19 protein-coding genes, 1 rRNA gene and 1 pseudogene are annotated in these 22661 nt (G+C 43.0%); 2 read left to right on the top strand and 19 right to left on the bottom strand.

The window, feature by feature from the left end; all coding sequences use genetic code 11:
• The 7 genes from ACO03U_RS02990 to ACO03U_RS02960 all read right to left on the bottom strand — a co-directional run.
• Positions 1-62, bottom strand: a 16S ribosomal RNA gene (locus tag ACO03U_RS02990); the annotation flags it as partial.
• 487 nt (positions 63-549) lie between these two features.
• Complete coding sequence (locus ACO03U_RS02985; protein ID WP_161868586.1) at positions 550-732, bottom strand: hypothetical protein; 183 nt, start codon at positions 730-732, stop codon at positions 550-552.
• A 164-nt stretch (positions 733-896) separates the two neighbouring features.
• Positions 897-3518: a glucosaminidase domain-containing protein gene (locus ACO03U_RS02980; protein WP_204685324.1), complete on the bottom strand. Its 2622-nt coding sequence runs from the start codon at positions 3516-3518 to the stop codon at positions 897-899.
• A 138-nt stretch (positions 3519-3656) separates the two neighbouring features.
• Complete coding sequence (locus ACO03U_RS02975; RefSeq protein WP_204685322.1) at positions 3657-4166, bottom strand: GNAT family N-acetyltransferase; 510 nt, start codon at positions 4164-4166, stop codon at positions 3657-3659.
• Positions 4167-4362: 196 nt separating this feature from the next.
• The gene (locus tag ACO03U_RS02970) at positions 4363-5295 is read right to left on the bottom strand and encodes a dihydroorotate oxidase (RefSeq protein WP_161868584.1); all 933 of its coding nucleotides are present in this window, start codon (positions 5293-5295) and stop codon (positions 4363-4365) included.
• A 196-nt stretch (positions 5296-5491) separates the two neighbouring features.
• Positions 5492-5827 carry a metal-sulfur cluster assembly factor gene (locus ACO03U_RS02965; RefSeq protein ID WP_161868583.1) on the bottom strand — a complete coding sequence of 112 codons (336 nt, stop codon included), beginning with the start codon at positions 5825-5827 and terminating at the stop codon, positions 5492-5494.
• Between the two features lie 144 nt (positions 5828-5971).
• Complete coding sequence (locus tag ACO03U_RS02960) at positions 5972-6904, bottom strand: YitT family protein (RefSeq protein ID WP_204685320.1); 933 nt, start codon at positions 6902-6904, stop codon at positions 5972-5974.
• A 228-nt stretch (positions 6905-7132) separates the two neighbouring features.
• Here ACO03U_RS02960 and ACO03U_RS02955 point away from each other — a divergent pair, with 228 nt between their 5' ends.
• Positions 7133-7624, top strand: coding sequence for a YajQ family cyclic di-GMP-binding protein (locus ACO03U_RS02955; RefSeq protein WP_161868581.1), 492 nt, complete (start codon positions 7133-7135; stop codon positions 7622-7624).
• A gap of 65 nt (positions 7625-7689) precedes the next feature.
• Here ACO03U_RS02955 and ACO03U_RS02950 read toward each other — a convergent pair whose 3' ends face one another.
• A complete protein-coding gene (locus ACO03U_RS02950; protein ID WP_204685318.1) occupies positions 7690-8724 on the bottom strand; it encodes a hypothetical protein in 1035 nt (344 codons plus the stop codon).
• A 225-nt stretch (positions 8725-8949) separates the two neighbouring features.
• On the opposite strand from ACO03U_RS02950, the gene ACO03U_RS02945 reads away from it, so the two are divergent.
• Complete coding sequence (locus ACO03U_RS02945) at positions 8950-9882, top strand: hypothetical protein (protein ID WP_204685316.1); 933 nt, start codon at positions 8950-8952, stop codon at positions 9880-9882.
• 450 nt (positions 9883-10332) lie between these two features.
• Here the strand turns inward: ACO03U_RS02945 and pepT are convergent, their stop codons facing one another.
• The 11 genes and pseudogenes from pepT to ACO03U_RS02890 all read right to left on the bottom strand — a co-directional run bounded on the left by pepT (position 10333) and on the right by ACO03U_RS02890 (position 22613).
• Entirely contained in the window at positions 10333-11562 is a 1230-nt protein-coding gene (gene pepT, locus ACO03U_RS02940; RefSeq protein WP_161868578.1) for a peptidase T, read from the bottom strand.
• An 81-nt stretch (positions 11563-11643) separates the two neighbouring features.
• Entirely contained in the window at positions 11644-12768 is a 1125-nt protein-coding gene (locus ACO03U_RS02935; protein ID WP_204685314.1) for a Nif3-like dinuclear metal center hexameric protein, read from the bottom strand.
• A gap of 70 nt (positions 12769-12838) precedes the next feature.
• A complete protein-coding gene (locus tag ACO03U_RS02930; protein WP_204685313.1) occupies positions 12839-13546 on the bottom strand; it encodes a tRNA (adenine(22)-N(1))-methyltransferase in 708 nt (235 codons plus the stop codon).
• Positions 13547-13677: 131 nt separating this feature from the next.
• Entirely contained in the window at positions 13678-14172 is a 495-nt protein-coding gene (locus ACO03U_RS02925) for a hypothetical protein (RefSeq protein ID WP_204685311.1), read from the bottom strand.
• Positions 14173-14208: 36 nt separating this feature from the next.
• Positions 14209-15132, bottom strand: coding sequence for a primosomal protein DnaI (gene dnaI / locus ACO03U_RS02920; protein WP_161868601.1), 924 nt, complete (start codon positions 15130-15132; stop codon positions 14209-14211).
• Positions 15132-16571, bottom strand: coding sequence for a DnaD domain protein (locus ACO03U_RS02915; RefSeq protein ID WP_204685309.1), 1440 nt, complete (start codon positions 16569-16571; stop codon positions 15132-15134). Before ACO03U_RS02915 ends, dnaI begins: the two co-directional genes overlap by 1 nt.
• A gap of 50 nt (positions 16572-16621) precedes the next feature.
• Positions 16622-17092: a transcriptional regulator NrdR gene (gene nrdR, locus ACO03U_RS02910; protein WP_161868573.1), complete on the bottom strand. Its 471-nt coding sequence runs from the start codon at positions 17090-17092 to the stop codon at positions 16622-16624.
• Between the two features lie 367 nt (positions 17093-17459).
• The gene (gene coaE / locus ACO03U_RS02905; protein WP_423104390.1) at positions 17460-18080 is read right to left on the bottom strand and encodes a dephospho-CoA kinase; all 621 of its coding nucleotides are present in this window, start codon (positions 18078-18080) and stop codon (positions 17460-17462) included.
• 87 nt (positions 18081-18167) lie between these two features.
• Positions 18168-19007: pseudogene (mutM, locus tag ACO03U_RS02900) on the bottom strand (DNA-formamidopyrimidine glycosylase); the annotation flags it as partial.
• Between the two features lie 67 nt (positions 19008-19074).
• Positions 19075-21720 carry a DNA polymerase I gene (gene polA, locus ACO03U_RS02895; RefSeq protein WP_204685303.1) on the bottom strand — a complete coding sequence of 882 codons (2646 nt, stop codon included), beginning with the start codon at positions 21718-21720 and terminating at the stop codon, positions 19075-19077.
• A 194-nt stretch (positions 21721-21914) separates the two neighbouring features.
• Positions 21915-22613 carry an LCP family protein gene (locus tag ACO03U_RS02890; protein ID WP_204685302.1) on the bottom strand — a complete coding sequence of 233 codons (699 nt, stop codon included), beginning with the start codon at positions 22611-22613 and terminating at the stop codon, positions 21915-21917.
• Between the last annotated feature and the right edge of the window lie 48 nt (positions 22614-22661).

The following is a 22661-nucleotide window of genomic DNA, read 5'->3' as shown; positions in this document are numbered from 1 at the left end:
ACTTGCATGTATTAGGCACGCCGCCAGCGTTCGTCCTGAGCCAGGATCAAACTCTCATAAAAAGTGTTTGAAATGATCCGAAAATCATTTAAGCTCATTAATTGTTTGCTAGCTTTTGCTTGCAATGTTTTGTTATCTCAATCGAAATTGAGATGCCCTACACATTGGTTCGTTTTTGCTTTTTGTTCAGTTTTCAAAGGTCTAATTTTGTTAGCGGCTCGTTCGCCGTCAACTTTTAAATCATATCATGTCGCTTTTCAAAAGTCAAACATTTTTTAAAAGTTTTTTTCGAAGTGAAAATCACTTTTTCAATAAATGTCGTTTTCTTAATCAGCAACTTCGTTAGTTTAACAAGGATTTCTGCAACTGTCAACAACTTTTTTGAAATGTTTTTCAAGTTGTTTTCTGTTGTGTTTTCCTCGCGTCAACGTTGACTAATTTAACACTTCCAAGAAACAGTGTCAAGCAGAAAAGTAAAAGAAAGCCTATTTTTGGCCTTATTTGCTGTTAAATCATCAAAGTCCATAAAAAAAGCCGAATTACTCCGGCTTACATGTCCCGTGTTAAAAAGCGAATTTGTTGATTTTCATCTCGGTAAATCAATGTTTCTTCTTTCAAATAATGAAATTCAAGTTTTTCTTTTGCCGGATCGGTAATCATCGTTTCATATCCTTCAAAAATATCCCGAATATATTGCTTGTAGGCTTGTTTTTTTCGTTGTCTTTTTTTCATAGTGCACCTTCCTCGTTGGTAATCATATCAATTGTCCTAGCTATTGACAAGTGGTTTATCTAGATTCTTATTTTTAGAATACCAGAAAAACAACTAGTTTCAAAAAAAGTAGTAAACAAAAAAAGAGATGTCCATCGAAGGATCATCTCTTCTGACTAAAATCTTTATTTTGGCGCTACATAAGTGACTTGGTTAGTGCGAGCAATGCTATTCGGGATTACCCGATAAGAAACCGTTGTCGGACCTACGACATTCCCTTCTGAAACGAGAATACCTTCTAGACCGACCGCTTCGACAAAGGCCACGTGTCCATATTGCTTACTCGAACTAGCTACTCCTGGATGAAAACTCACCGCATAACCAACAGTCGGTATCTGAGTGGTGCGATAACCTAAGCTAGCCCCTCGTTGCCCCCATTCGCCACCATTCCCCATGAAGTCATCAACGGTCCCGCCTAATTGGGCGATACGATTGTAGACATACCAGGTACATTGACCCACCGGATACGAGCCACTGTGATTATAGTCCACACCATTATAATCCGGGAAAATCATTTTTTCAGCGTAAGAATTTGGGATGGCATCGCGTCCGGTGATGATCACCCCCGCGTCGGCCACCCGCGGCTCATCGTATTGCGTCAAGTGATAAGTGGCAATCAGTGAGTTTAATTTATTGTTATAAGAAGTATCGGTGGCATAACGTCCGGTCAAGAAGGCCGTCGCCTGTAGATAGTTTTTGGCTTCTGAGCGCCACACTCCCTGATAGAAGTTCTGGTTGTAGCCAGTTCCTCCTCGAATCAAGGAGACATAATCCGTCAAAGACGCTCGGAAATTCGGATAATTACGAAAAGCCGCGGTAATCTGATAAAGATTGCCGGTTCCGTCATCTTCCATTGTTTTCATGGAAACGGAATTACCATTATACAACCCTTTAATCCCAAAAAGGTTATAATAAGGCGCTTTGGAAAGTAAACTCCCACCCGAACCAGTTTCCAATATGGCTTGAGCAATCATCACCGAGGGATACACACCGTATTGCAACCCCAATTCCCGTGCATCTTCAGCAATACTAGCAATAAAACTTTCCGTCACAGGATTCTTACGAAAATCAATGGAAGCACCGTAGCTGGCAAGCAATTCTTCACCGATTAGGGTCAAGCTTTGATCCGCAAGAACATGTTGAGCAAAACTAGGATTTGCGTGTTGCTCAGAGCTCTCAATCATTTTTTCAGGGAGCATCCCCTCTTCAGACGAAGCAAGGCGAACTTTGCCATTTTCATCTTTGCTATAGCCCTGTAAAGTGTAGATTCGAACACCGGGAAGCGAATCTTCCTGGGCACCCTTTTCTTCTAAAGTCGTTTTTGTTTTATTTACGGAAGGAATCACAACATTTTGATTTTGGAGGGGTTCATCCGCCATCAAGTATTTGCCTTCTGCTAAATACATGGCTACCTTGGTTGGTTGCCCTTGATTTTCCCAAAAAAGAAGATCCCCAGGCTGCAATTGGTCTAAAGAAACTCTCTCACCAACCTGCGCCATTTCGTCGTAGTCCTCCCCAAGATTAACATCTAAAACAGAAGAATAGAGATACTGCAGAAGGCTGCGATTACTAAAACTTTCCGGTAATGACCGCTCATTAGATAACGTAGCTGCTTTGTCAAAGGGTTGGCTTAACGTCTTCAACCCTTGAGCAATCAAAGCCGCCTGACGCTGATCTGAAAAACTTGATAATAAAGGCAACTCAAAACCATTTAAGTCAGAACTCGTTAGACTATCAACCGCAAAATTCGTATCGATTTCATTTGTTGAATCGTCACCGGAATTGGTTTCAACCACAGTTGTCGTTGACTCTTCTGATTGAGTCTCATCAGTAGAATCAGTAACTCCAGCATCAACTACTTGTTGATCGCCATCTGATTTTTTTACAGATTGCTCCTTCTCTGACTTGTTAGAAGTCGGTTTGTCAGTTTCTGGTTCTTTTATAACTGGTTTTTCTGGTTTCGTTTCTTTCGGTGTTTCCACGACTGGAACATCCGGTTTAGGTGTTTCCGGGTTTTCCGGTTTAGGCTTTTCAGGCTTGGGCGTTTCCGGTTTAGGTGCCTCGGTTTTCACCAAACCAGCGATAGCGCTTTGAAGTTGGTTCAAAGAAGCTGTTAGGGATTCCGTCACAGCATCTGGATCATTTAACAATTGCTGAGCCGCCACCAAAGCGGCAGCTAACACACTGTAACTTGCTGCAGTATAATCCGTTTCGACTAACCCTGCTGCAGTCGCAACCAACGCCTGCAATGGTCCTTTATCTCCCCGAAGCACTAATTTTGCCAATAAATTCGTAATTTCGGCTATGCAGTTTGCGACCTCCTCATCACTTACCTCTTCAGACGCCAATAACTGTTGGCCCCGAGCCAACAATTGATTTGCCGTGGTGATAGGCAGTGAAGTCGAGGTATACAGACTACTGTTGGCCAACACTTGAGTTAGTTCCCTAATTTTATTCTGTAAAATTGTCTTGTCAACTGCAGGTGGTACTTCCGCGACTGGTGGTTCAACTGATGGCGCTTCAGTGTCACCAGCCTGCTGATCCTCCATAGTTTGTGGAGGTTCGCCTTTTTCAACAACTCCCGTTTCTTCTTGTGCTTCACCAAGCTTCATGCTAGCTTCAGCATCCCCCGTTTCAGTCCCTTCTCCCACACTTGCAAAGGCTGAAGTCCCTTGTGAGAACAAGATAACCAACACACTAAAGCTGCTCAATACTCGACGTAGAACGAAACTATTTCTTTTTTTCATTTTTTCCCCTCCTTACCACAACTCCTTTTTTAATATACATTTCTATTCTACCATAATGCTTCAACATTCTTGAACAATATGACGTTTTTTGAAAACATCATTTTTGAAAAATTTTTTTCTTACTTATGTGCCAAAAGACTAAATAACAATTTGATAGGCGACCCGTTCGCCATCACGTATCGGAAAGTAAACCCGTCCGCGATAAGTAAAGCCTGCATCTTCTATCACCCGAATCATCCGCTGATTTTTCGGATACGTATCAATGCGTAAATCTTGAAAACCTAATTCTTTTCCAATAGTAACCAAAGCTGGTAAAAACTGTTTTCCGATACCTTTCCCGCCACAATCTTTTGCGACTGCCAAACGATGAATGGACAAATAAGGCTCTGATCCTTGCCACTGTCCTTCTTGAATGGCAGTATACACTGGATCGACTCCTGGTATGAGACAAGCCGTTGCTACCAAGTCACCGGCAATGTCGGCAACATAGCACACTCCTTGTTTAATACTGTTCAATAGACTCCCTTCATCAGGACCATAGCCATTTTGCCATTGGGGAGAGCCCGCTTCCTTCAATACTTGTCGGGCACCTTCGATTATCGTCATCACTTGTGGTAGCTCGGCAATCGTTGCCTGTCTGATTATCATCAATATCACTCCTATCTTTTGTTAAAAAGCTGAGAAAACTCCAGCTCTTAAAAAACGTCTCACAACTGCCCCTTGGTGTTCTTCTCATGAGTTGGTTGGCTAGTGAGACTTGGTGCTTCTTACTTGGTCCAACGATCTATTACGGGGCAACTGAGTAAAAAAGCTAGTTGGTCAAATTGCTCCAACTAGCTAACACTTAATCCACTGTCTTTAATTTTCCTTGAAAATCAGCAATTGTGGTATACCCTTTTGCTTCCATAATCGTTTCTAATTCCTGACAAATTCGTTGGAAAATATCTGGACCTTCTTTTTGGAGTTGGGTACCGATCTGAAGCATCGTCGCACCGCAGAGCAAGTGTTCATACGCATCTTGACCAGTAAGGATCCCCCCAGTCCCGATTACTTTAATTTCAGGTTTTAAGCGGGTATAAAAGGCCCGGACATTCGCTAAGGCTGTTGGTTTCACATACTCGCCACCGATACCACCGAAACCTTCTTTCGGCCGTATCACCACCGTATCCGTCTGAGGATCAACATACAGACCGTTTCCGATACTGTTGATGCAATTCACATAAGCTAGAGGAAATTGGTTAAGGATGGCTGCCATTTGGTCAAAGTGTGCCATATCAAAATAAGGTGGGAGTTTCACCCCTAATGGTTTAGTAAAAAATTGGAAGACTTTTGTCAAAATTTCTTCAGTCAAAGGAAAATCATAGGCCACTTGCGGCTTTCCTGGTACATTGGGACAGGAGAGATTTAGTTCGGTAATCCCGGTAAACTCACTGTGCTGAATCTTTGCCAATAATGCTAAGTTTTCTTCGACACTGGTTCCTGCCACCGAGAAAAATAAGGGTGCTGGTTCTTTTGCTTGATAAGCCAACGCATAATCTAGGTAATAATCCACTCCTAGATTTGGTAAGCCCATCGAATTGATACTTCCTAAAGGAACATCTGCATAACGAGGTTCAGGATTCCCCGCCCGTTCAGCCAATGTGGCACTTTTGGTGATAAACGCCCCAGCTTGCGAAGCGGCCAATTCGTCTAATTCAGAAACGGTCATACAGTGAACCCCCGAAGCGTTCATCAAGGGATTGTCATAGGTGTAATCTAAAAATGTTGTCTGCAGCACAGTAAAAAGCCCCTTTCCATCATTCTGCTTGTAGAATAGCTTTTTTCCGAATAAAAATCAAGCGAATCCGAACAATTTATTTATTAATACATTTTATTGTTCACTCTTTTACTTGATTACTGTAAATACAACAATAGAGTTTCCAACACCTGCAAACAAGTGTCGAAAACTCTACTAAATTAGAACGCTTCACTTCTTAACGAATCCCCAAGGCAATCCGAGCATAACGACTCATTTTGTCGGTCGTCCATGCGGGGTACCACACTAATTTGACATCGCTTGTAGTGACTTCGGGAATTTCTTTAAGTGCTTGATGAATTTGATCTGTCAAAATATCCGCTAAAGGACAACCCATCGTCGTCAAAGTCATTTTGATGACTGTATTGCCAGTTTCCCCATCAAATTCTACTTCATATACTAAACCCAAGTTGACGATATCGATACCTAATTCTGGATCGATAACCGTTTCCAAGGCAGTCAGGATCCGCTCTTTGATTTCTTCGATTTCTTGTTCAGTCCGTGCTTCACTCATGAACCAATACCTCCTCGTTGATTGGCACCTGCTAACAACTAGTCAGGGACCGATACTTCTTTCCAAATGATACCCTCTTTGGCGTCTTTTGTAAATGAGATTTTACTGAACCTTAAGGAAGGGAAAAGGCTCTTTTTTCGCAGCTTACTTTTTCCGTTTCCGGGGTTTCATTTCAGGAAAGACCCCTGTGGCTTTGAAAGTTCGCTGCTCATCTTCCGTCGCAAAACGCCCCAAGATCGATTGTGTCGGTAAGATATTGACGAAAGCTTGTTCATCCGCTTCTAGGATGGCTTGTTCCAAATCATATAGTTCGTAACGAGTAATCACCATCATAATGGTTTTGCTTTCCACACCAGAGTAGGCACCAACGGAAGGCAATAAAGTCATCCCGCGAAAAACCCGCTCAGAAATACTACGTCCCACTTCGTCAGGTTTGGTAGTGATAATCATCGCTGTCAGTTTTTGATGACTAGTATGGATAATATCTACCACATAACTCATCATATAAATCGAAATAATCGTATACAACGCGCTTTCCCAACTAAAGATAAACCCAGCAAATAAAACAATCGTTCCATTTAAGATAAACATGAAATTGCCCACCGTTTTTCCGGTAGTCTTTGAAAGGACCAAGGATAATATATCCATGCCCCCAGTGGTAAAACCTAATTTCAATGCTAAGCCAGCTCCGATGCCAATAAATAAGCCACCCATCAAAGCATTCATCAAAATATTTTCTGTCAGTTCACCATGAGGGAAAAACATCGTCACCAAAGAAATAGTCACCACGTTTAAAAAACTCCAAAAAGTTGCTTCTTTGCCTAACTTCCAAAACCCAATAATGAAGATGGGAATATTCAAAATAAAAATAAATAAACCGGTATTCAGTTGGATACCAAAATTGTTCAACCCGATGGCGACGATGATCTGGGCCACGCCGTTCATCCCTGCGGAAAGGACTTTCGCAGGAATTAGAAAATAGTTTAGTGCAATCGCCGAGGTCAATCCACAAACGATTAGGACACCAATCCGTTTTAGGATCTCCGTATTTTTATCATTGGCCGTTAAGCGGCTCATAATTATCGCTCCTTTTTTCAGTTGACGTGTTCAAGCAGCATCACTGCCCAGCCTTGAATACGGAATCAATCTTTTTTCACAGAACAAAAACAACTTTTTTCAAAACCCAACCTGATGCTGCTTCAGTTGTTTGCCGCCACTTCTTTTGATAAGATAAATTAGTCAAGACAAAACCAGTGATAGTTTCCAGATTGGAAATTATCAAATAACCAGAAGAGGAGGCCAATGATGGCAAAAGAAGCAAGCTTTGATATCGTCTCTAGCATCAATTTTGAAGAGGTTAAAAACGCCATTCAAATGACAACCAAGGAACTAGGCAATCGGTTCGATTTTAAAAACTCCACCGTAGAGATTACCATGGAGGACCACAAATTAACAGTTGTTGGGGATGATGATTTTAAACTGGAACAGATTAAAGATGTCTTGATGGGAAAACTCATCAAACGTGGTGTCCCAGTGAAAAACATTCACTTTGCTACCAGCGAAAATGCACTTGGTGGCAAGGCACGGCAAACGGCTGAATTAATCAGCGGCATCGATAAAGAAAACGCCAAAAAGATTACCACTGCCATTAAAAATGCCAAACTAAAGGTAAAAGCCCAAATTCAAGACGATCAAATTCGCGTCACCGGTAAAAGCCGGGATGACCTTCAAGAAGTCATCGCTTTATTACGAAAAATGGCGTTACCCATCGAATTGCAATTCACCAATTACCGTTAAGGAAAGCACCCGACTCTCTTGGAGTTGGGTGCTTTTTTCAAAGCTCCTTTGGCTTCTCGCTAAGCTTAACGAGAAGCAATCTCTAACAGGCGCATCGTCGTATCGGTCTCTTGATCAAAAACGAACAGCTCTTGCTTGAAGAAGCTACCACCTGAAGCTTTTTGATGGCCACCGCCGTTAAAGTAGCGCTTGGCAATACGCGATAAATCGACATCATCTTTCACCGCTCGCAAGGATACACCCTCACCTACGATAACTAAGCTAAAGTCCACCACTTCATCTGTCGCTGGGTTAACCAACTGCGCCATCGCATTGCCGAGGGAAGATTGGTATTGTTCACCAAAAGTATAGGCAAAATGAAGCCCCGCCAAAGTGCCAAAACGGGCATGTTTAAGTTTTCCTTTGATATAATCGGCTTCTTTTTCTTGCATCGCCGTGATGATATCTTGGTATTGCTCTAAATACGTCAAACCATTTGCCATCACTGCTTCCATCAGTTGAACCCGCTTGTCAAAGCTAAAGAAATAAAACAGATTGTTAAAATCCTTGGCTTCTTCTTTATAGGCAGCTACTGGATTGGCTTGCCAATCCCAGCAATCATAACAACGAATGCAATCCGCAACGTTTGCTAACTGTCCCCATTGTTGGTCATCAAACAACTCAGTGGGCATTTTACCGACGATTTCTTTGAAAAGCACTGTGGTGCCAGCATGTTTCAAGCCGGTGGTTTCGTCTTGGACAATCACACGGCTGTTGTCAGGAAAAGCCGCATTGATAGCGATAGAAGAAATATGATGATCAAAAATGCGCCATTCAATCGCTTTTTCTTTGCAATACGCCGCAAGCTTTTCCACCACTTCTTCACTCGGGCAGATATCGGTGATAAATAAGTGGGTAATCGGTTCTTCATTTTCCGCAATAAAAGCGAGGACATTGGGATCAATTGTCCCTTCATTGCCTGGTTCGCAATACGTCACTCCCAGATACTCGGCCTCCGCAAACTCAGGAAATTTGCTTAAGACCGCAGGAAGTAACAAAGCTGATCCCACACCGTCTAAATCCGTATGGGAAAATCGTTTAATCAATGGTTTTTTTGTCATGTTCAGCGCTCACTTTCTATGGAGGGACGATCAAAAACTTACTCAGACTTTCATCGTCCACAAACATGTTTATTCTACCTGTTTCTAGTCTGGGGAGCAAACATTTCGTATAAATTTAAACAATGTAAGACAAGTAAGCACGGCTATGCCTACACACAAAGGAGGCCTTCTTGTGGTATCCCTTAAAAACCGCTACAATAAAAGAAAAAAACTTGGAGGCAGAACATGGCTTTCTTTTTTCAAAAATCCCAACCAGCGAAGCAAATAAGCGAATATCTTCCCGCATTAATTGCTTATTTGACCGCTCATGAAGGGCAAACTATTCCACTGGCTAGCCTCAATCAGTTAGCCCGTCAAAAAGATTGTTGGAACTTTGCCTACTATGGGACCCTCGGCTTTCAATCGGAAAAGCTAACACCGACTTTTACAGCTGAAGTCAATCAAAAGGTCACCTCTAAACTAAAAAATATTTCTGAAAAACAATGGGAAGCGGAATTTTCTGCCAGAAAACCACAAAAATCGTTACTAAATGAGCTGATCAGCTCCAAAGAACGCTATTTTAACTTATATATCAAACCGACTGGATTATTTTTAGCACAAACCGAAGCTACTACTTGTTTACCAGAGACTGAAGTCTATAAAAAAGACAAGCAAACAGGCGCCTTTGTCCTGCAGACATTGAAAGATTTTCTTTATGCAGCTTACCGCTTGGACTTAGCACGACAGCCCCAACTGGAAGAAAGCAATCGCCCCCTTAACCAGCTGGTACCTCCTTCACTGCTTTGGCAGGTGGCAAGCTTTGTGCATCGAATCCCCCTTGGCTCCATCAACTCGCTAGATATCCAGTATAGCTTCACCTGGCTCTTGCAATATGCCAGTACCATCACTGCCACAAGCACCCTTTATGCTTCTTATAGCAGCGAGGTCTTACCGCCAGAAATTCTAACACAAACAGCAAGCATCATGGAAACGCTCGTCAGCCAGTTAACAACCGTCGACGTCACCGATCTTAGTGGTGCTGGGGATTCTCTGGCTATCTCACAACAACTATTGGAGCAAATCCCGCTGCTCTATCAAGAAGCCAATGACAAGATGGCCCAACTAGATCAACGTCTATCCCAAGAGCAAAAGGATACGCTTCTCGATGATTCAAAATAACTACTTCCGACAACAGCCGATATTAACATTAGGCATAGCAAGAGCACGGACTATCCAATCAAAAAATGGGATAGTCCCGCTTTTAGTAATTGATAACTCCCCACAATACTTTAAGCTTCGCAGTTTCTTTCTTGAAAAGGCACAGAATAAGGTAAATTTCATGAAGTCGATTGGGGAGGACCGTAGCGCAAAGAGGCATGGATTGCGCTACCTGGACCACGTCCTCTAAATTCAAATGTACCAGACCAAGGGAGCGGTGTGTCTGCTCAGACAATTCGTCTAAATTGAGATCGTTAAGCTAGACCAACCAAAAAGTGGGGTTGGCGATAGCGGTTTTAGTTTCCGTCATCCCAATTACATGGAGCTAAAAATAAACCTTTAAACCATGATAAAAAGCTTCCAACAAAGCTACGATTTCATTCGTAACTTTATTGGAAGCTTTTCTTCAAATTATTTTGCGTTCATTTCAGCGATTTTGACGATGACATCCGTCGCTTTTTCCATTGCTTGTAAAGAAACAAATTCAAAGCGTCCGTGCATATTTTCGCCACCAGCAAAGATATTCGGTGTTGGCAAACCCATTTGGGATAATTTAGAACCATCTGTCCCGCCACGAACGGGTTCAATCACCGGTTCAATCCCTAAGGCGGTCATGGCATCTTTTGCCAACTCAACAATTGACATATCTTTTTCGATAATTTCTCGCATGTTGTAGTATTGATCGTATTGTTCCACATGCACCCGTGGATGGTCAAACTGCGCATTTAACTGGTCTGCCACCGCTTGAATTTGGCGTTTGCGATCTTCAAATTTTTGGCGGTCATGGTCGCGAATAATATAGCTCATTTTCGCTTCTTCTGGAGAACCAGAAATCGCCATCAAATGGAAGAATCCTTCTGCACCTTCTGTTTTTTCAGGAACTTCTGCTGCAGGCAACGCATTTTGAAAATCAATGGCCAATTGAATAGCATTAATCATGGTATTTTTCGCCGTTCCTGGGTGAACATTTTTCCCTTCAATGGTAATCTCTGCTTGAGCAGCGTTGAAGGTTTCAAATTGTAATTCTCCCACGGGACCGCCATCCATAGTATATGCAAAATCGGCACCAAACTGAGGAACGTCGAATTTGTCTGCTCCTACTCCGATTTCTTCGTCCGGGCCAAACGCAACTTTGATCGTGCCATGTTTAATATCAGGATTTTTGATCAAGATTTCCATGGCCGTCATGATTTCAGCAATCCCTGACTTATCATCAGCCCCTAATAATGTCGATCCGTCTGTTGTAATCAAGGTTTGACCAGCATAGTTTTTCAGATTTGGGAAATCAGTCGTATTTAAAGTATATTTGCCTTCTGAATCCAAGTTAATCGTGGATTGGCCGTCATAATTTTCAATGATTTGGGGATTGACATTGACCGCATTGAAATCAGCCGTATCCATATGAGCAATGAAACCAATGGTGCGGACAGCTTTAGTGGTGTTGCTAGGTAAAGTCCCAATGACAAAGCCATTTTTTTCATTATAAATCACATCTTGCAAACCCAACTCGATCATTTCTTTTTCCAACTCATGGGCAAAAGCAATCTGAGTGGCAGTTGATGGTGTGGTGGTGCTTTCATGGTCAGAACGCGTTTCTGTTTTCACGTATTTCAAAAAACGGGGTAATAAATTTTCGTACATTTTTAGTCCTCCTAGTCAAACTAACTTTTTTTATAAAACAATCCGTGTCAAATAAATAGGGCACGAGTAGTCACTTGGGAATCAACGGTATTGGAAAGGATTCGTATTGGTGACAGAGGGGATAAAGGTGACCTCCCATCCCAGCTCTTCTTTCCAAGCTTCCATCTTTTCAACAAAGCGGGTAATACACACACGTTCAATGTTATGCCCTGGATCGATAACCGTCAAGCCATGCGCTTGCATATCGTGAGCAGTATGATAATAAACATCGCCTGTTAAATAAACATCCGCTTGATTTTTGAGGGCATCTTGATAAAAATTACCCCCACTACCACCACAGATGGCAATACGCTGAACCATGTTCTTCGCCCCTACCGCTGGTTGGACAAGACGAAGCCCATCTAACTCAAAGACTGCTTTAACCAGCTGACAAAAATCCTCGATAGCCATCGGTTCTGATAAGTTCCCGACACGCCCAATACCATAAGTAATGGGGGAATTATCTAGGGAAAAAAGATCAAAAGCCGGTTCTTCATATGGATGGGCAGCAAACATCGCTTGTAATACTTGTTCTTGGCGCCTTTCCGGAAATAATACTTCGATGCGGGTCTCAGAGACGATGGTTGCTTGTTCCAACTTGCCGATTGCCGGTTTAGCTTTCCCATTGGGTGTGAAACGTCCTTGGCCATTACTAGAAAACGAGGTATGATGATAGTTCCCTTGTTCACCAGCACCGGCCTCTCCCAAAGCCTGCCGCATCCTTTCAGCATCTGCTTCAGGCACGTAAACCACAAGCTTCTTCAGTCCTTCCACATGGGTTTGCGTCATATAGCCATCCACTGCTACGCCAAGCATTTCACAAAACCAATCATTTAGTCCATCCCAAATAATATCCATATTCGTATGGGCGGCATAGACTGCAATATCGTGTTTCACTAATTCCAGATACATTGCATTTTGTGGATCATCTGCTGTCAAACGCTTAATTGGTCGAAAAATTGGTGGGTGTTTTGCCACAATCAAATCAACCTTTTTGTCAATGGCTTCTTGGACGACTTCTGGTCGGACATCCAAAGTCATCATAATATTGTTCACTGGTTTATCCAAGGTCCCAATATGAAGCCCGACCGGATCCCCTTCTTCAGCTAGCCACTGGGGACAATAGGCTTCAAAACGACGGATAAATTCTTGGCCGTTGATGGTCATCTATCTTCCTCCTCGAAAATAATGATAATTAAAATCAGCCTTCTGATTCAGCTTGCTATGAAAGCTGGCTTTATGGCAGGACTTCCTCAATCCAAGCTAACTGTTGGCGAATCTCAGCAATCTTTTCCCTTGGTGGGTTTTCTGCTTGTTGTAATTGGTCCAAGACTCGCAAACGATTCTTTTGCTCCCGTTGCCATTTTTTGATAAAAATTGGATTTTTTTCGACACCTAAAAAAGGACCGAAAAACAACTCCTTTTCGGAATAGCTCAGAGGTTGTTGTGGAGGCTGAGGCATCCCCACAATAATTTCATATATCTTATCATTTTCTTCTAAAATATGTTCTGCCACAATTTGGTAATGATTGTCCTGCAACCACTGACGGACATTGCGTTCCCCGACATTCGGCTGCAAAATCAAACGTTCATCTCCCCGCAAGCGTTGCCCCTGACGTCCCTTTTCCAAAATACTTGTAATCAGGGTGCCTCCCATCCCAGCAATCGTCACGGTATCAATGGCATCTTCAGCAACTACGGCATCTAAGCCATCAGCCAAGCGCACAACAACTTTCTCTGCAAGACCGTTTTTGGCGACTTGCTTACAAGCGGATGCAAAAGGTCCTTTGACCACCTCACCAGCTACCGCATAATCAATCTTACCGGCTAGCATCAAGGCAACCGGCAGGTAAGCGTGATCTGAACCAATATCTGCCAAACGAGCGCCTTCAGGTACTTCTGCTCCTACTTGTGCCAAACGGTGGGATAATCCATGTTCATTCATTCTAAAACACTCCTTTCCGCTTTTAATTACCTCGCCGATTCATACAAACAGCCACGAGAAAAGTTTCATCGTGGCTGAGACAAATCAACGATCAGCTAATATCAAAAGCGGATGATCTTTCGCTATTCGTTTTACTGGTCAGCATCCACCAAAGTGATTTGGAGGATGCTTCGTCCTGGTAATTGTGGTGGCAATGACATGGTCATAATGGGGATGCCCGCCAACTCAACTTTTACATGATTACCGACCACCAACTGATCCTTGACCTCTTCTGCTACTTGCTCAGGGCTAAGATTTAAAACTACCCCGTCAGCTTGAAAAGATTTGAGGATGTTTTCTGGATCAGTTACTGCTTCAGGATTTTCAACCCAGAGCTTGTAATAATCACTATCTGAAACATATGTTAAGTCTTCTTTGATTGCTGCCGTAAACACTGTTTTGATGGTAGCCACTTCCTCACTTGTTTTTGTCCCGGCTGTCGTACCGGCTGCTTGACAGTCAATGCAGTCAGCCGTGGGATTGCTTGTCACTTCCCGACTACTCCCAGCCGGTGCAGTCATGTAGCTACAGCCTGTCGCCCCTAACAAAACTCCACTAGCTAGTAGAGTTACGATTCCAAGTTTCATTTTACTGCCTCCTATTACCAGATATTACTTATTCATTTATGGATTGCGGCGATTTGGTCCTCGTAACACCACTTCTTTGGCTAAATAACGAATCCGCTCCATGAGACGTTTCGCCTTCAAAGGTTCATCGCCATCTTTGGTCAAAGTCAAAAAGTTTTCCAAACCGGCCATTGTCATGTTGGAAGTGAAAAAAGTCGGTAACTGTTCTTGCATGCGATACTGTAAAATCACCCCAAAAATTTCATCTCGGGTCCAAGAGGTAATCGCATCAGCCCCAACGTCATCCAATACCAAGATTGGCGCCCGCCGGATGGGATCCATTTTTTCGCCAACCGTATTGTCTGCAATACTGCGTTTAATATTGTAAGAAAAGGTCGGATAATGGACCAGCATCGTTTCGAAGCCACGCTTAGCTAACTCGTTAGCCATCGCTCCCAAAAGATAGGTTTTTCCAATTCCCACATCACCGGCTAAATATAACCCTTTATGAAACTCTTTTGGTGTTGCTGAATATTCGGTGACAAAGTCCAGGACTTCCATGATGACTTTCGTCCGTTCTGGTGAGCGGTCAACCGTCTTCATCGTAGCATGGCGGATATCTTTGGGGATATCGTAAGTCTGGATGCGCTTGCGAATATCTTCTTGTTCACGTTGGGCCAATAATTCAGCAGTTGGCACATAGGCCACATCGATATAATGGTAATTTAGCACCAGTTTTGGTTGGTACCCTGGGGCAATCATTTTAGGATCTTGTTGATGGAACTTCCGTTTTTCTTTGACAAACTCATATAGTTTCGAATAGCTTTTTTCGATATCTTCTTTCGTTAAGCGTTGCTGGTTTTCCTCCAAAAAAGCCCGAACATCGGCATCTTGCAAGACTTCTTCCACCATTTCTTGATAACGGTCCTGATAGTTGCCTCGCCGCATCATGCCGCTGATATTTTTACCGACATCATCCATCATTTTTCACCTTCTTCCTCCAAAAATTCTTTCATTTTACGATCCAACTCTGCTTCCAGTTCAGGATTTGTCTGTACCTGGTATTGGGACCAATCTTCAAGTTTTTCGGTTTTTTGTAGTCGGTTATTGCCAAAGCGTTTGTTGTTTGCTTGACGTCGTTGTTCTTTTTGCTCCTTTTCCGCAAGTTGTTCTAGTTTGCGTTGCCGCACATAGTCCAATGCCGCTTCAGGAGTTTTCAACTGTTTTTCCGACCAATCGGTAGCAATCGTATTCACTAAACGGGCGTTGAGATCACTTTTATTTTGATCCACTAACACATAATTCATCAATTGATTGATCACTGGATTGGGCAAAGGTGATTTTGCCACCAAGTCTTTTAACAACCATTCTTCATTTTTAGTGACAAAGCTGCGTTTGGCCTTTTTTAGTCCTTGCAAATATTTCAATGGAGGGTAAGTATCCATCGCTTGGATAGCTTGCCAATCTGCCTCGGTATAGCCTTTGGCAAGAAACTGATTGCGCCTCCGAATTGCCAAATCGTTTTCTGTTACATCGGAAACTTGCTCCAAATTATCAGAAGCCTCATTCTTGGCTGGGTAATTTGTTTTGCGAAGTGGCTCTTGGGCGCGTTTTTCGGCTACTTGATCCAATTTTTTTAGATTAAGCTGCCCCCCACTTAATACCACGGCATCTCCTAAAAGCTCAATCAATTCCAGCTCTTGGTAACCATAAAACTCATGATAAAAAGCCAGTTTTTCTCGCAACTCTTCCGTGAAAAGCTCACGAGCGAGGTGCTCTTTTTCAGCTAGATCCTTCATAAACGGCCAGTCCAAATGCGCCAGTGTCACTTGTAATTGACCGACATCAGCCAACTGTTGATAGTTTGTGGTGGCAGCCTTTATATCTTGATTGGCTAACTGCCCCCCTGATCCTTGAGCGGCTTTTCCATAGACCTCCGCAAAACGCTTGGTGATTTGCCGATAACTTGTCATATCCACCGTTTTTGGAGCAAACCGTTGAGCTAATTGGTTAAACTTATGTCGTGAAACCTTCGCCAGTAACAACTGGCAATAGCGCTCATCTTGAAAAAAAGCCACCGGCGCCATTGGTTCCATTAATTCGTATAAATACTGAGGGCCAAGTTCGCGATCTTCTTTGACATAGACCTTTAGTAGTCCTAGGCCTTCCAATTGATGACGAGCAGCCAAAAAACGCGGACTCCCCATATCCAAAGCAGTAAAAGCGTCCATGTGCAGAAACTCCTCTTGGGTGTCATCTTCAGCATCCCCAAGTAACGACTGGTACACCGCGATGGCATCACTGCCCGTCACCGGCTGATAAAGATAAGCCAGGGCTTGGGCTCCTTCAGTCGTCAGCCCACGTGCTTTAAAGGGACGATAGATATCTTTTGGTTTTAACGTGTTTTTCCCATGGTCCACATGCTAACGCTCCTTTAGTCTTGACCAACACCGACAGCGCAATTACGTAATCAATTGTCACTATTCTTGGCCTTTTCAACAATTTCTTGTAACTCTTTTAAGAACACAGACATGTCCTTAAATTGGCGATAGACGCTAGCAAAACGGATGTAAGAAATTTCATCCACATCCTTCAAAGCTTCCATCACATACTCTCCTATGAGGATCGTGGAGACTTCATTTTCTCCAAGGCTCCGTACCCGCTCTTCAACTTCATCGACAATCTGTTCCATCTGTTCCATGGCCACTGGACGTTTTTCTGCCGAACGGATTAAACCTCTTAAGATTTTTTCGCGCGTAAACTCTTCTCGCTTACCATCTTTTTTAATCACCAAAAGCGGTGTTTCCTCAATCCGCTCAAAGGTTGTAAAGCGAAAACCACAATTTTCACATTCCCGACGACGGCGAATCGTTCGGCCATCGTCAGTTTGACGACTATCGATGACTCGACTGGCATTGTGGTGACATTTTGGACAACGCATAATTCCACCTTCTTCTTTAAATAATAGCTTCTCGAAGCATCATCTTTTTTGGTGCAGCTTCTGTAAGCAAACGTGTAAACGGCCTTTTGCCGTGATTTTGTACTTCTTATCTTGAATAATTATAACAGAAAACTCTCCTTAAGTAATCTGTCGACCCTGAAAAACCGTGGCAATTCGTTAGAGCAGGCCACGGTTTCTTTAAAAATGATTGCTTGATATGCATTTCAGCTGTGGTCTAAAACCCGAACTAGCCAAAATTGGTCAATAGGTTTTCAGGGCACGCTGAAAGTTTTCATGGGTTGCTCTTAGATAGTGATTCCCCAAGAAAATCAGTAGGGCCGAACCAACACACCTGAGGCAACCCCAATCATTTTCTTAATGGTAGTCCTTTTTCTCGCTGAAGAAGCCATGCTGTTACTTGTTGGCGTGTTTCTTCTCGCGTCCCTTGATTGTCAATGACCCAATCAGCCCGCTCCGCTTTTGTGTCAATCGCCAATTGGCTATCAATCCGTTGCGTTGCAGCTTTTTCGCTGATGCCATCCCGTTCCATCAAACGGTGTAACTGAACCTCTCTGGGAATATAAACCACCGCCACTTGATTCACATATTGCTCATACCCTTTTTCATAAAGTAGCGGAATATCTGCAACCACTAAAGGAGCGGTTTTGGCAGCTTCTTGCAACTGGCGTATGATTTCTTGTCGCAAGTAAGGATCCAACAGTTGATCCAACTGTTGGCGTTTTTCCGGATGACTAAACACGATTTCTCCTAGCGCTTGACGATTTAACCCTCCATCTGATTGTAATACCTTCTGTCCAAAAGTCTTTGCTACCTGAGCCAAAGCCGGTTGCCCTGGTTCCATGATTTGACGAGCGACGATATCCCCATCCACTACTGGTATCCCCTGCTCTAAAAAGACTTCCACTACCGTTGATTTACCAGTCGCGATGGAACCGGTGACCCCAAGGATAAAACTATTTTTTGACATCAATGGGTGCTTCACATGATGTTCTGAAGGACCCTTCTCTTGTGATCCAGGTTTTACTGGTGACATCTTACCCACTGGTTGCCGCGGTTTTCGCACTCGAAGTGTTTGGCAGTTGGGACAGAGATGGGTCCCCCGTTGCGCGACTTTGATTTTAATGATTTCTCGGCCGCAGCGAGGACATGGTTTTCCCGTTTGACCATAGACATTTAGTGAAAGCTGAAATGTGCCAGCCTCTCCTAGAGCATTTAGATAGGTCCGAATCGTCGTCCCCCCTGCTGTCACGGCACGGGCTAAAACATCGATAATTGCCTCACGCAACGTCGTAATCTCCCCATCAGTCAGCGTATTGGCGGGCTGTTCTGGATGGATTTTTGCTTGCCACAGGGCTTCATCGACATAAATATTACCTAACCCTGTCACCAAACGCTGATCCAATAATAATGGCTTGATGGCTTTGTGGGAACTCCGTAAGCCCTTCTTAAATTCTTGAAGAACAAACTGATCTGGCAAAGGTTCAGGCCCTAATTGTTGAATGCCTTTGTAGCTGTCGGCACCATCTTTTGCTAGCAAAGCCATCCGTCCAAATTTGCGAACATCGCGATACTGTAATTGACTCCCATCAGTAAAATCAAAGAGGACGTGGGTGTGCTTAGTGAGTTGTGCAGTCGTTGCTTCCGGGAAAAACTCATATTTCCCTTCCATCCGCAAATGACTAACCAGATCATGATCTGTTAGTTTGAAGATTAAAAACTTGCCTCTTCGCTGGATAGCCAAGATTCGCTGACCTTTCAGCAATTGACAAAACAACGGAACATCTGGCTCCTCAATGATTCTAGGCCAGTGGACGGTCACCTTTTCAATCACTTTCCCCTCCACCAATTGTTCCAAGCCTTTACGGACGGTCTCCACCTCTGGTAATTCTGGCATCACTTTCATATCCCTTCGTAAAAGCCTCCCGCAATCTTTTGCAGGAGGCTAGTTCATCTTGATTCAGTTACTTCGCTTCGTACCAAGTTGCGCCCCAAGCGGCATCGGTAATCAATGGGACGTTCAGACTCACTGCGTGTTCCATGACTTCTTTAACCAAGGCATCCAACTTAGTCAACTCTTTTTCTGGTACTTCAAACACCAACTCATCATGAACCTGCAACAACATCACAGCTTCTAGTTTTTCTTCCTTCATGCGTCGTGCCAAATCAATCATAGCAATTTTGAGAATGTCAGCAGCACTCCCTTGAATCGGTGTGTTGATTGCTGTCCGTTCGGCAAAACTACGTAAGTTAAAGTTGCGTGAGTTAATTTCTGGTAAATAGCGACGACGATGATACAAGGTTTCCACATAGCCTTGATCTTTGGCTTCCCGGACGATGTCTTCCATGTAACTTTTCACTCCAGGATACTTTTCAAAATAGGTATCAATGTATTGTTGAGCAGCCTTTCGGGTAATTCCCAAATTTTGGGAGAGACCGTAATCAGAAATGCCGTAGACAATCCCAAAGTTTACCGCTTTGGCCTGGCGTCGCATATTAGGAGTGACATCGGCGGCTTTTTCAATTCCGAAGACCCGCATCGCTGTGGAGGCATGGATATCTTGTCCTTCTACAAAGGCTGCTTTCAAATGTTCGTCATTAGAAATATGCGCCAAGACCCGCAGCTCGATTTGCGAATAGTCAGAGGAATAGATCAACCAGTCTTTCTTTCGTGGTACAAAGGCTTGGCGGATTTTTCGTCCTTCCTCTAAGCGAATCGGGATATTTTGTAGGTTGGGTTCGACTGAGCTTAGACGCCCAGTTTGGGTCAAGGTTTGAACGTAGCGGGTATGAACTTTACCATCTTGTGCGATCACTTTTAGCAGACCCTCGACATAAGTCGATTGAATCTTAGCCAGCTGACGATAGTTCAAGATTTCATCGACAATTGGTGCTTGTTCCCGCAATTGCTCCAGGACATCCACAGCTGTTGAATAACCCGTTTTGGTCTTTTTGATCACAGGTAAGCCCATCTTTTCAAATAAAATCACACCCAGCTGTTTCGGCGAATTGATGTTGAACTCTTCGCCGGCTTCTTCATAAATCTTCTTTTCGATTTCTTGGAGGCGTTTAGAGAATTCGCCCTTCATGCTTTGCAAACGAGTGGGATCTACAGTGATACCCGCAATTTCCATATCAGCTAAGATAAAAGATAAAGGCAATTCCATATCATAGAAGAGATTGGCTTGGTCTTTTTCATGTAGTTCGGCATCGAGGCGTTGCGTCAGAAAATGAATTGCTTGAATTTTACGAGCTAGATGAGCAAACAGGTCTTCCTCATCAGCAGGCAGGCCTCGCTTCGCCCCTTTGCCATAAACCGCTTCATCCGTCTGAATCTCAGTATACCCATACTGTCGTGCCACACCGGCAATATCATTGGAATTGTCATTGGTATCTAAGAGGTAAGCCGCTAATAAGACATCAAAAGAAATTCCTTCCGTTGCCTGGTTGGTGTAGTGTTTCAAGGCGACATAGGTCCGTTTGGCATCATAAACTTGCTTTTGATTCTTAGCTGATAACCATTTGAGAAAGAAGGAATTCTCAAAAATAGCCGGATGATTGGTGACATAAATGTCCTTTGCCGTCCCCCATGCAACAGCTACGATCTCCTCTGTGTGGTAATTTTCACCTAACATCTCCACATACAAAGCCATCTCTGGTGTAAACATCTCTTCTGTGTATTCATCAACCACTTTGAAGTGTACTGCTGTCATCTCAGGCACCGCTTCGGTCACATTGAGCTTATCTAAAAAGGAATTGAAATTCATCTCTTGGTAGAAAGGAATCAGCTTTTCCAGGTCCTTTCCTTGATAAAGTAGACTATCAATCGCAATATCTACCGGTGCTGAAGTATTGATGGTAGCGAGTTGTTTTGAAAGAAAGGCTTGTTCTCTATCATTGATCAAGTTTTCTTTCATCTTGCTTTTTTTCAATTCATCAATGTGTTCGTAGATGCCTTCAACACTTCCATATTCCTTCAACAATTTGATCGCCGTTTTTTCGCCAATCTTAGTAACCCCAGGAATATTGTCCGAAGTATCCCCTGCCAAGCCTTTCATATCGATAATCTGTTTTGGCGTCAAGCCATCATACTTTTCCGCGATATGTGCTGGGGTGTAAGTTTCAATATCCGAGACGCCTTTGATGGTGATGTCTACCTTGATGTCATCTGTCGCGAGTTGCGTCAAATCTCGGTCTCCTGAAACAATCACCACATCAAATTCATCGTGATCCACTTGATTTGCTAGCGTTCCGATAATGTCATCTGCTTCATAATTAGGCAATTCATAATACTGAACTCCCAAGGCATTGATCATCTGACGAATGTAAGGCAATTGTTCCCGAAATTCCCCAGGTGTTTTGGCCCGACCTGCTTTGTAGGCATCATACATCTCCGTGCGAAAAGTAGTTTTCCCAGCATCAAAAGCCACTAACACATGAGTGGGTTTTTCTTTTGCCATCACATTGTCAAACATCAAGTGAAAGGAGTAAATCGCATTGGTATATAAGCCATTAGTATTCTTAAATTTTTCCATCGCGTTGTGTAAAGCGTAGAAAGCTCGAAAAGCCACGCTATTACCGTCGATTAGCAATAATTTTTTCTTGGTCATAAGTTTACCCCTTTAAATTATTGGATAGTAACAAAATTCAGCTATCCCCTTGCTTTTTCAGTAGCAATCCTTCTTTATTCTAACAAAAAACAGCTATGAAAACATTGAAAAGGACTTTTTTATTCGTGGTTTCACCGCTTAGGGATAGCAAGTACTTCAATTGCGAGACTCTTGCAAAGAATGCTTGCTTTAGTCTAACGTAATTCTTTGCGCAACTGGATCTCATTTTTCTCCCAATCAATCTGCCCTAATTGATAAGGAAAAGTTCCACTTAGCTGATAACTACCCTTTGATGGAACCGTCGTTTTTAACATGCGGGCATCCCCTTTGGCCAAGTAGCCACTGCCCAATTTCAACATATCTCGCATCCCCAAATTGGTGCGGGTATGGGTATTGACAGTCCCGATATTTTTAGTAATGGTAGAAAGTTTTGGTTTTAACAATTTTTTCTTCAGCAAACGAATTACATCTTCTTGCCTAGTAAAGACACCAAAATCACCATCCTCATCGATTTGCCAGCTAATATAAGCCTCAATCTCCTCTTGGTTCAATGACAGCGGGCCTGCGGGGTAGTGCTTGCCATTTTTGACTGCCGTAAACGCGCTGGGATTTTCCACCAGAAAATGGCCTGATTGATTAAGACCGGCTTCACGAACAGCAGCCAAGCCTTCACTTTTCGTCACAATCAAATACTTTGATACAGAACGGCCAAAAGCTATGCTGACAATCTCCATAAATCTTTCTGGCGTTTCACGGACAAAAAGCTGTCCTAAAGTAAATTGTTTGATAGGGATGATTGGGGCAAAATGGATTAGGCGATTGTTACCGTCATTTAAATCATAAAGAAAAAACGTTGAGGATGCTCCATCATCAAAAATAAACAGCGTTTCCATCCTAATTCCTCCTTAATATCAAAAAGCTATTTCACCCACTGGGGAAAT

This window comes from Enterococcus diestrammenae (genome assembly GCF_049384045.1).
Taxonomy (GTDB): Bacteria; Bacillota; Bacilli; order Lactobacillales; family Enterococcaceae; genus Enterococcus_C; species Enterococcus_C diestrammenae.
The sequence above is the reverse complement of the archived record's forward strand: the minus strand, read 5'-3'. Positions and strand labels throughout refer to the sequence as shown.

What these genes read in the sequence shown, in the direction of transcription:
- ACO03U_RS02985 (WP_161868586.1), bottom strand. Translation starts at nt 732, where the DNA reads ATGAAAAAAAGACAACGAAAAAAACAAGCCTACAAGCAATATATTCGG.
- ACO03U_RS02980 (WP_204685324.1), bottom strand. Translation starts at nt 3,518, where the DNA reads ATGAAAAAAAGAAATAGTTTCGTTCTACGTCGAGTATTGAGCAGCTTT.
- ACO03U_RS02975 (WP_204685322.1), bottom strand. Translation starts at nt 4,166, where the DNA reads ATGATAATCAGACAGGCAACGATTGCCGAGCTACCACAAGTGATGACG.
- ACO03U_RS02965 (WP_161868583.1), bottom strand. Translation starts at nt 5,827, where the DNA reads ATGAGTGAAGCACGGACTGAACAAGAAATCGAAGAAATCAAAGAGCGG.
- ACO03U_RS02960 (WP_204685320.1), bottom strand. Translation starts at nt 6,904, where the DNA reads ATGAGCCGCTTAACGGCCAATGATAAAAATACGGAGATCCTAAAACGG.
- ACO03U_RS02955 (WP_161868581.1), top strand. Translation starts at nt 7,133, where the DNA reads ATGGCAAAAGAAGCAAGCTTTGATATCGTCTCTAGCATCAATTTTGAA.
- ACO03U_RS02950 (WP_204685318.1), bottom strand. Translation starts at nt 8,724, where the DNA reads ATGACAAAAAAACCATTGATTAAACGATTTTCCCATACGGATTTAGAC.
- ACO03U_RS02945 (WP_204685316.1), top strand. Translation starts at nt 8,950, where the DNA reads ATGGCTTTCTTTTTTCAAAAATCCCAACCAGCGAAGCAAATAAGCGAA.
- pepT (WP_161868578.1), bottom strand. Translation starts at nt 11,562, where the DNA reads ATGTACGAAAATTTATTACCCCGTTTTTTGAAATACGTGAAAACAGAA.
- ACO03U_RS02935 (WP_204685314.1), bottom strand. Translation starts at nt 12,768, where the DNA reads ATGACCATCAACGGCCAAGAATTTATCCGTCGTTTTGAAGCCTATTGT.
- ACO03U_RS02930 (WP_204685313.1), bottom strand. Translation starts at nt 13,546, where the DNA reads ATGAATGAACATGGATTATCCCACCGTTTGGCACAAGTAGGAGCAGAA.
- ACO03U_RS02925 (WP_204685311.1), bottom strand. Translation starts at nt 14,172, where the DNA reads ATGAAACTTGGAATCGTAACTCTACTAGCTAGTGGAGTTTTGTTAGGG.
- dnaI (WP_161868601.1), bottom strand. Translation starts at nt 15,132, where the DNA reads ATGGATGATGTCGGTAAAAATATCAGCGGCATGATGCGGCGAGGCAAC.
- nrdR (WP_161868573.1), bottom strand. Translation starts at nt 17,092, where the DNA reads ATGCGTTGTCCAAAATGTCACCACAATGCCAGTCGAGTCATCGATAGT.
- coaE (WP_423104390.1), bottom strand. Translation starts at nt 18,080, where the DNA reads ATGTCAAAAAATAGTTTTATCCTTGGGGTCACCGGTTCCATCGCGACT.
- polA (WP_204685303.1), bottom strand. Translation starts at nt 21,720, where the DNA reads ATGACCAAGAAAAAATTATTGCTAATCGACGGTAATAGCGTGGCTTTT.
- ACO03U_RS02890 (WP_204685302.1), bottom strand. Translation starts at nt 22,613, where the DNA reads ATGGAAACGCTGTTTATTTTTGATGATGGAGCATCCTCAACGTTTTTT.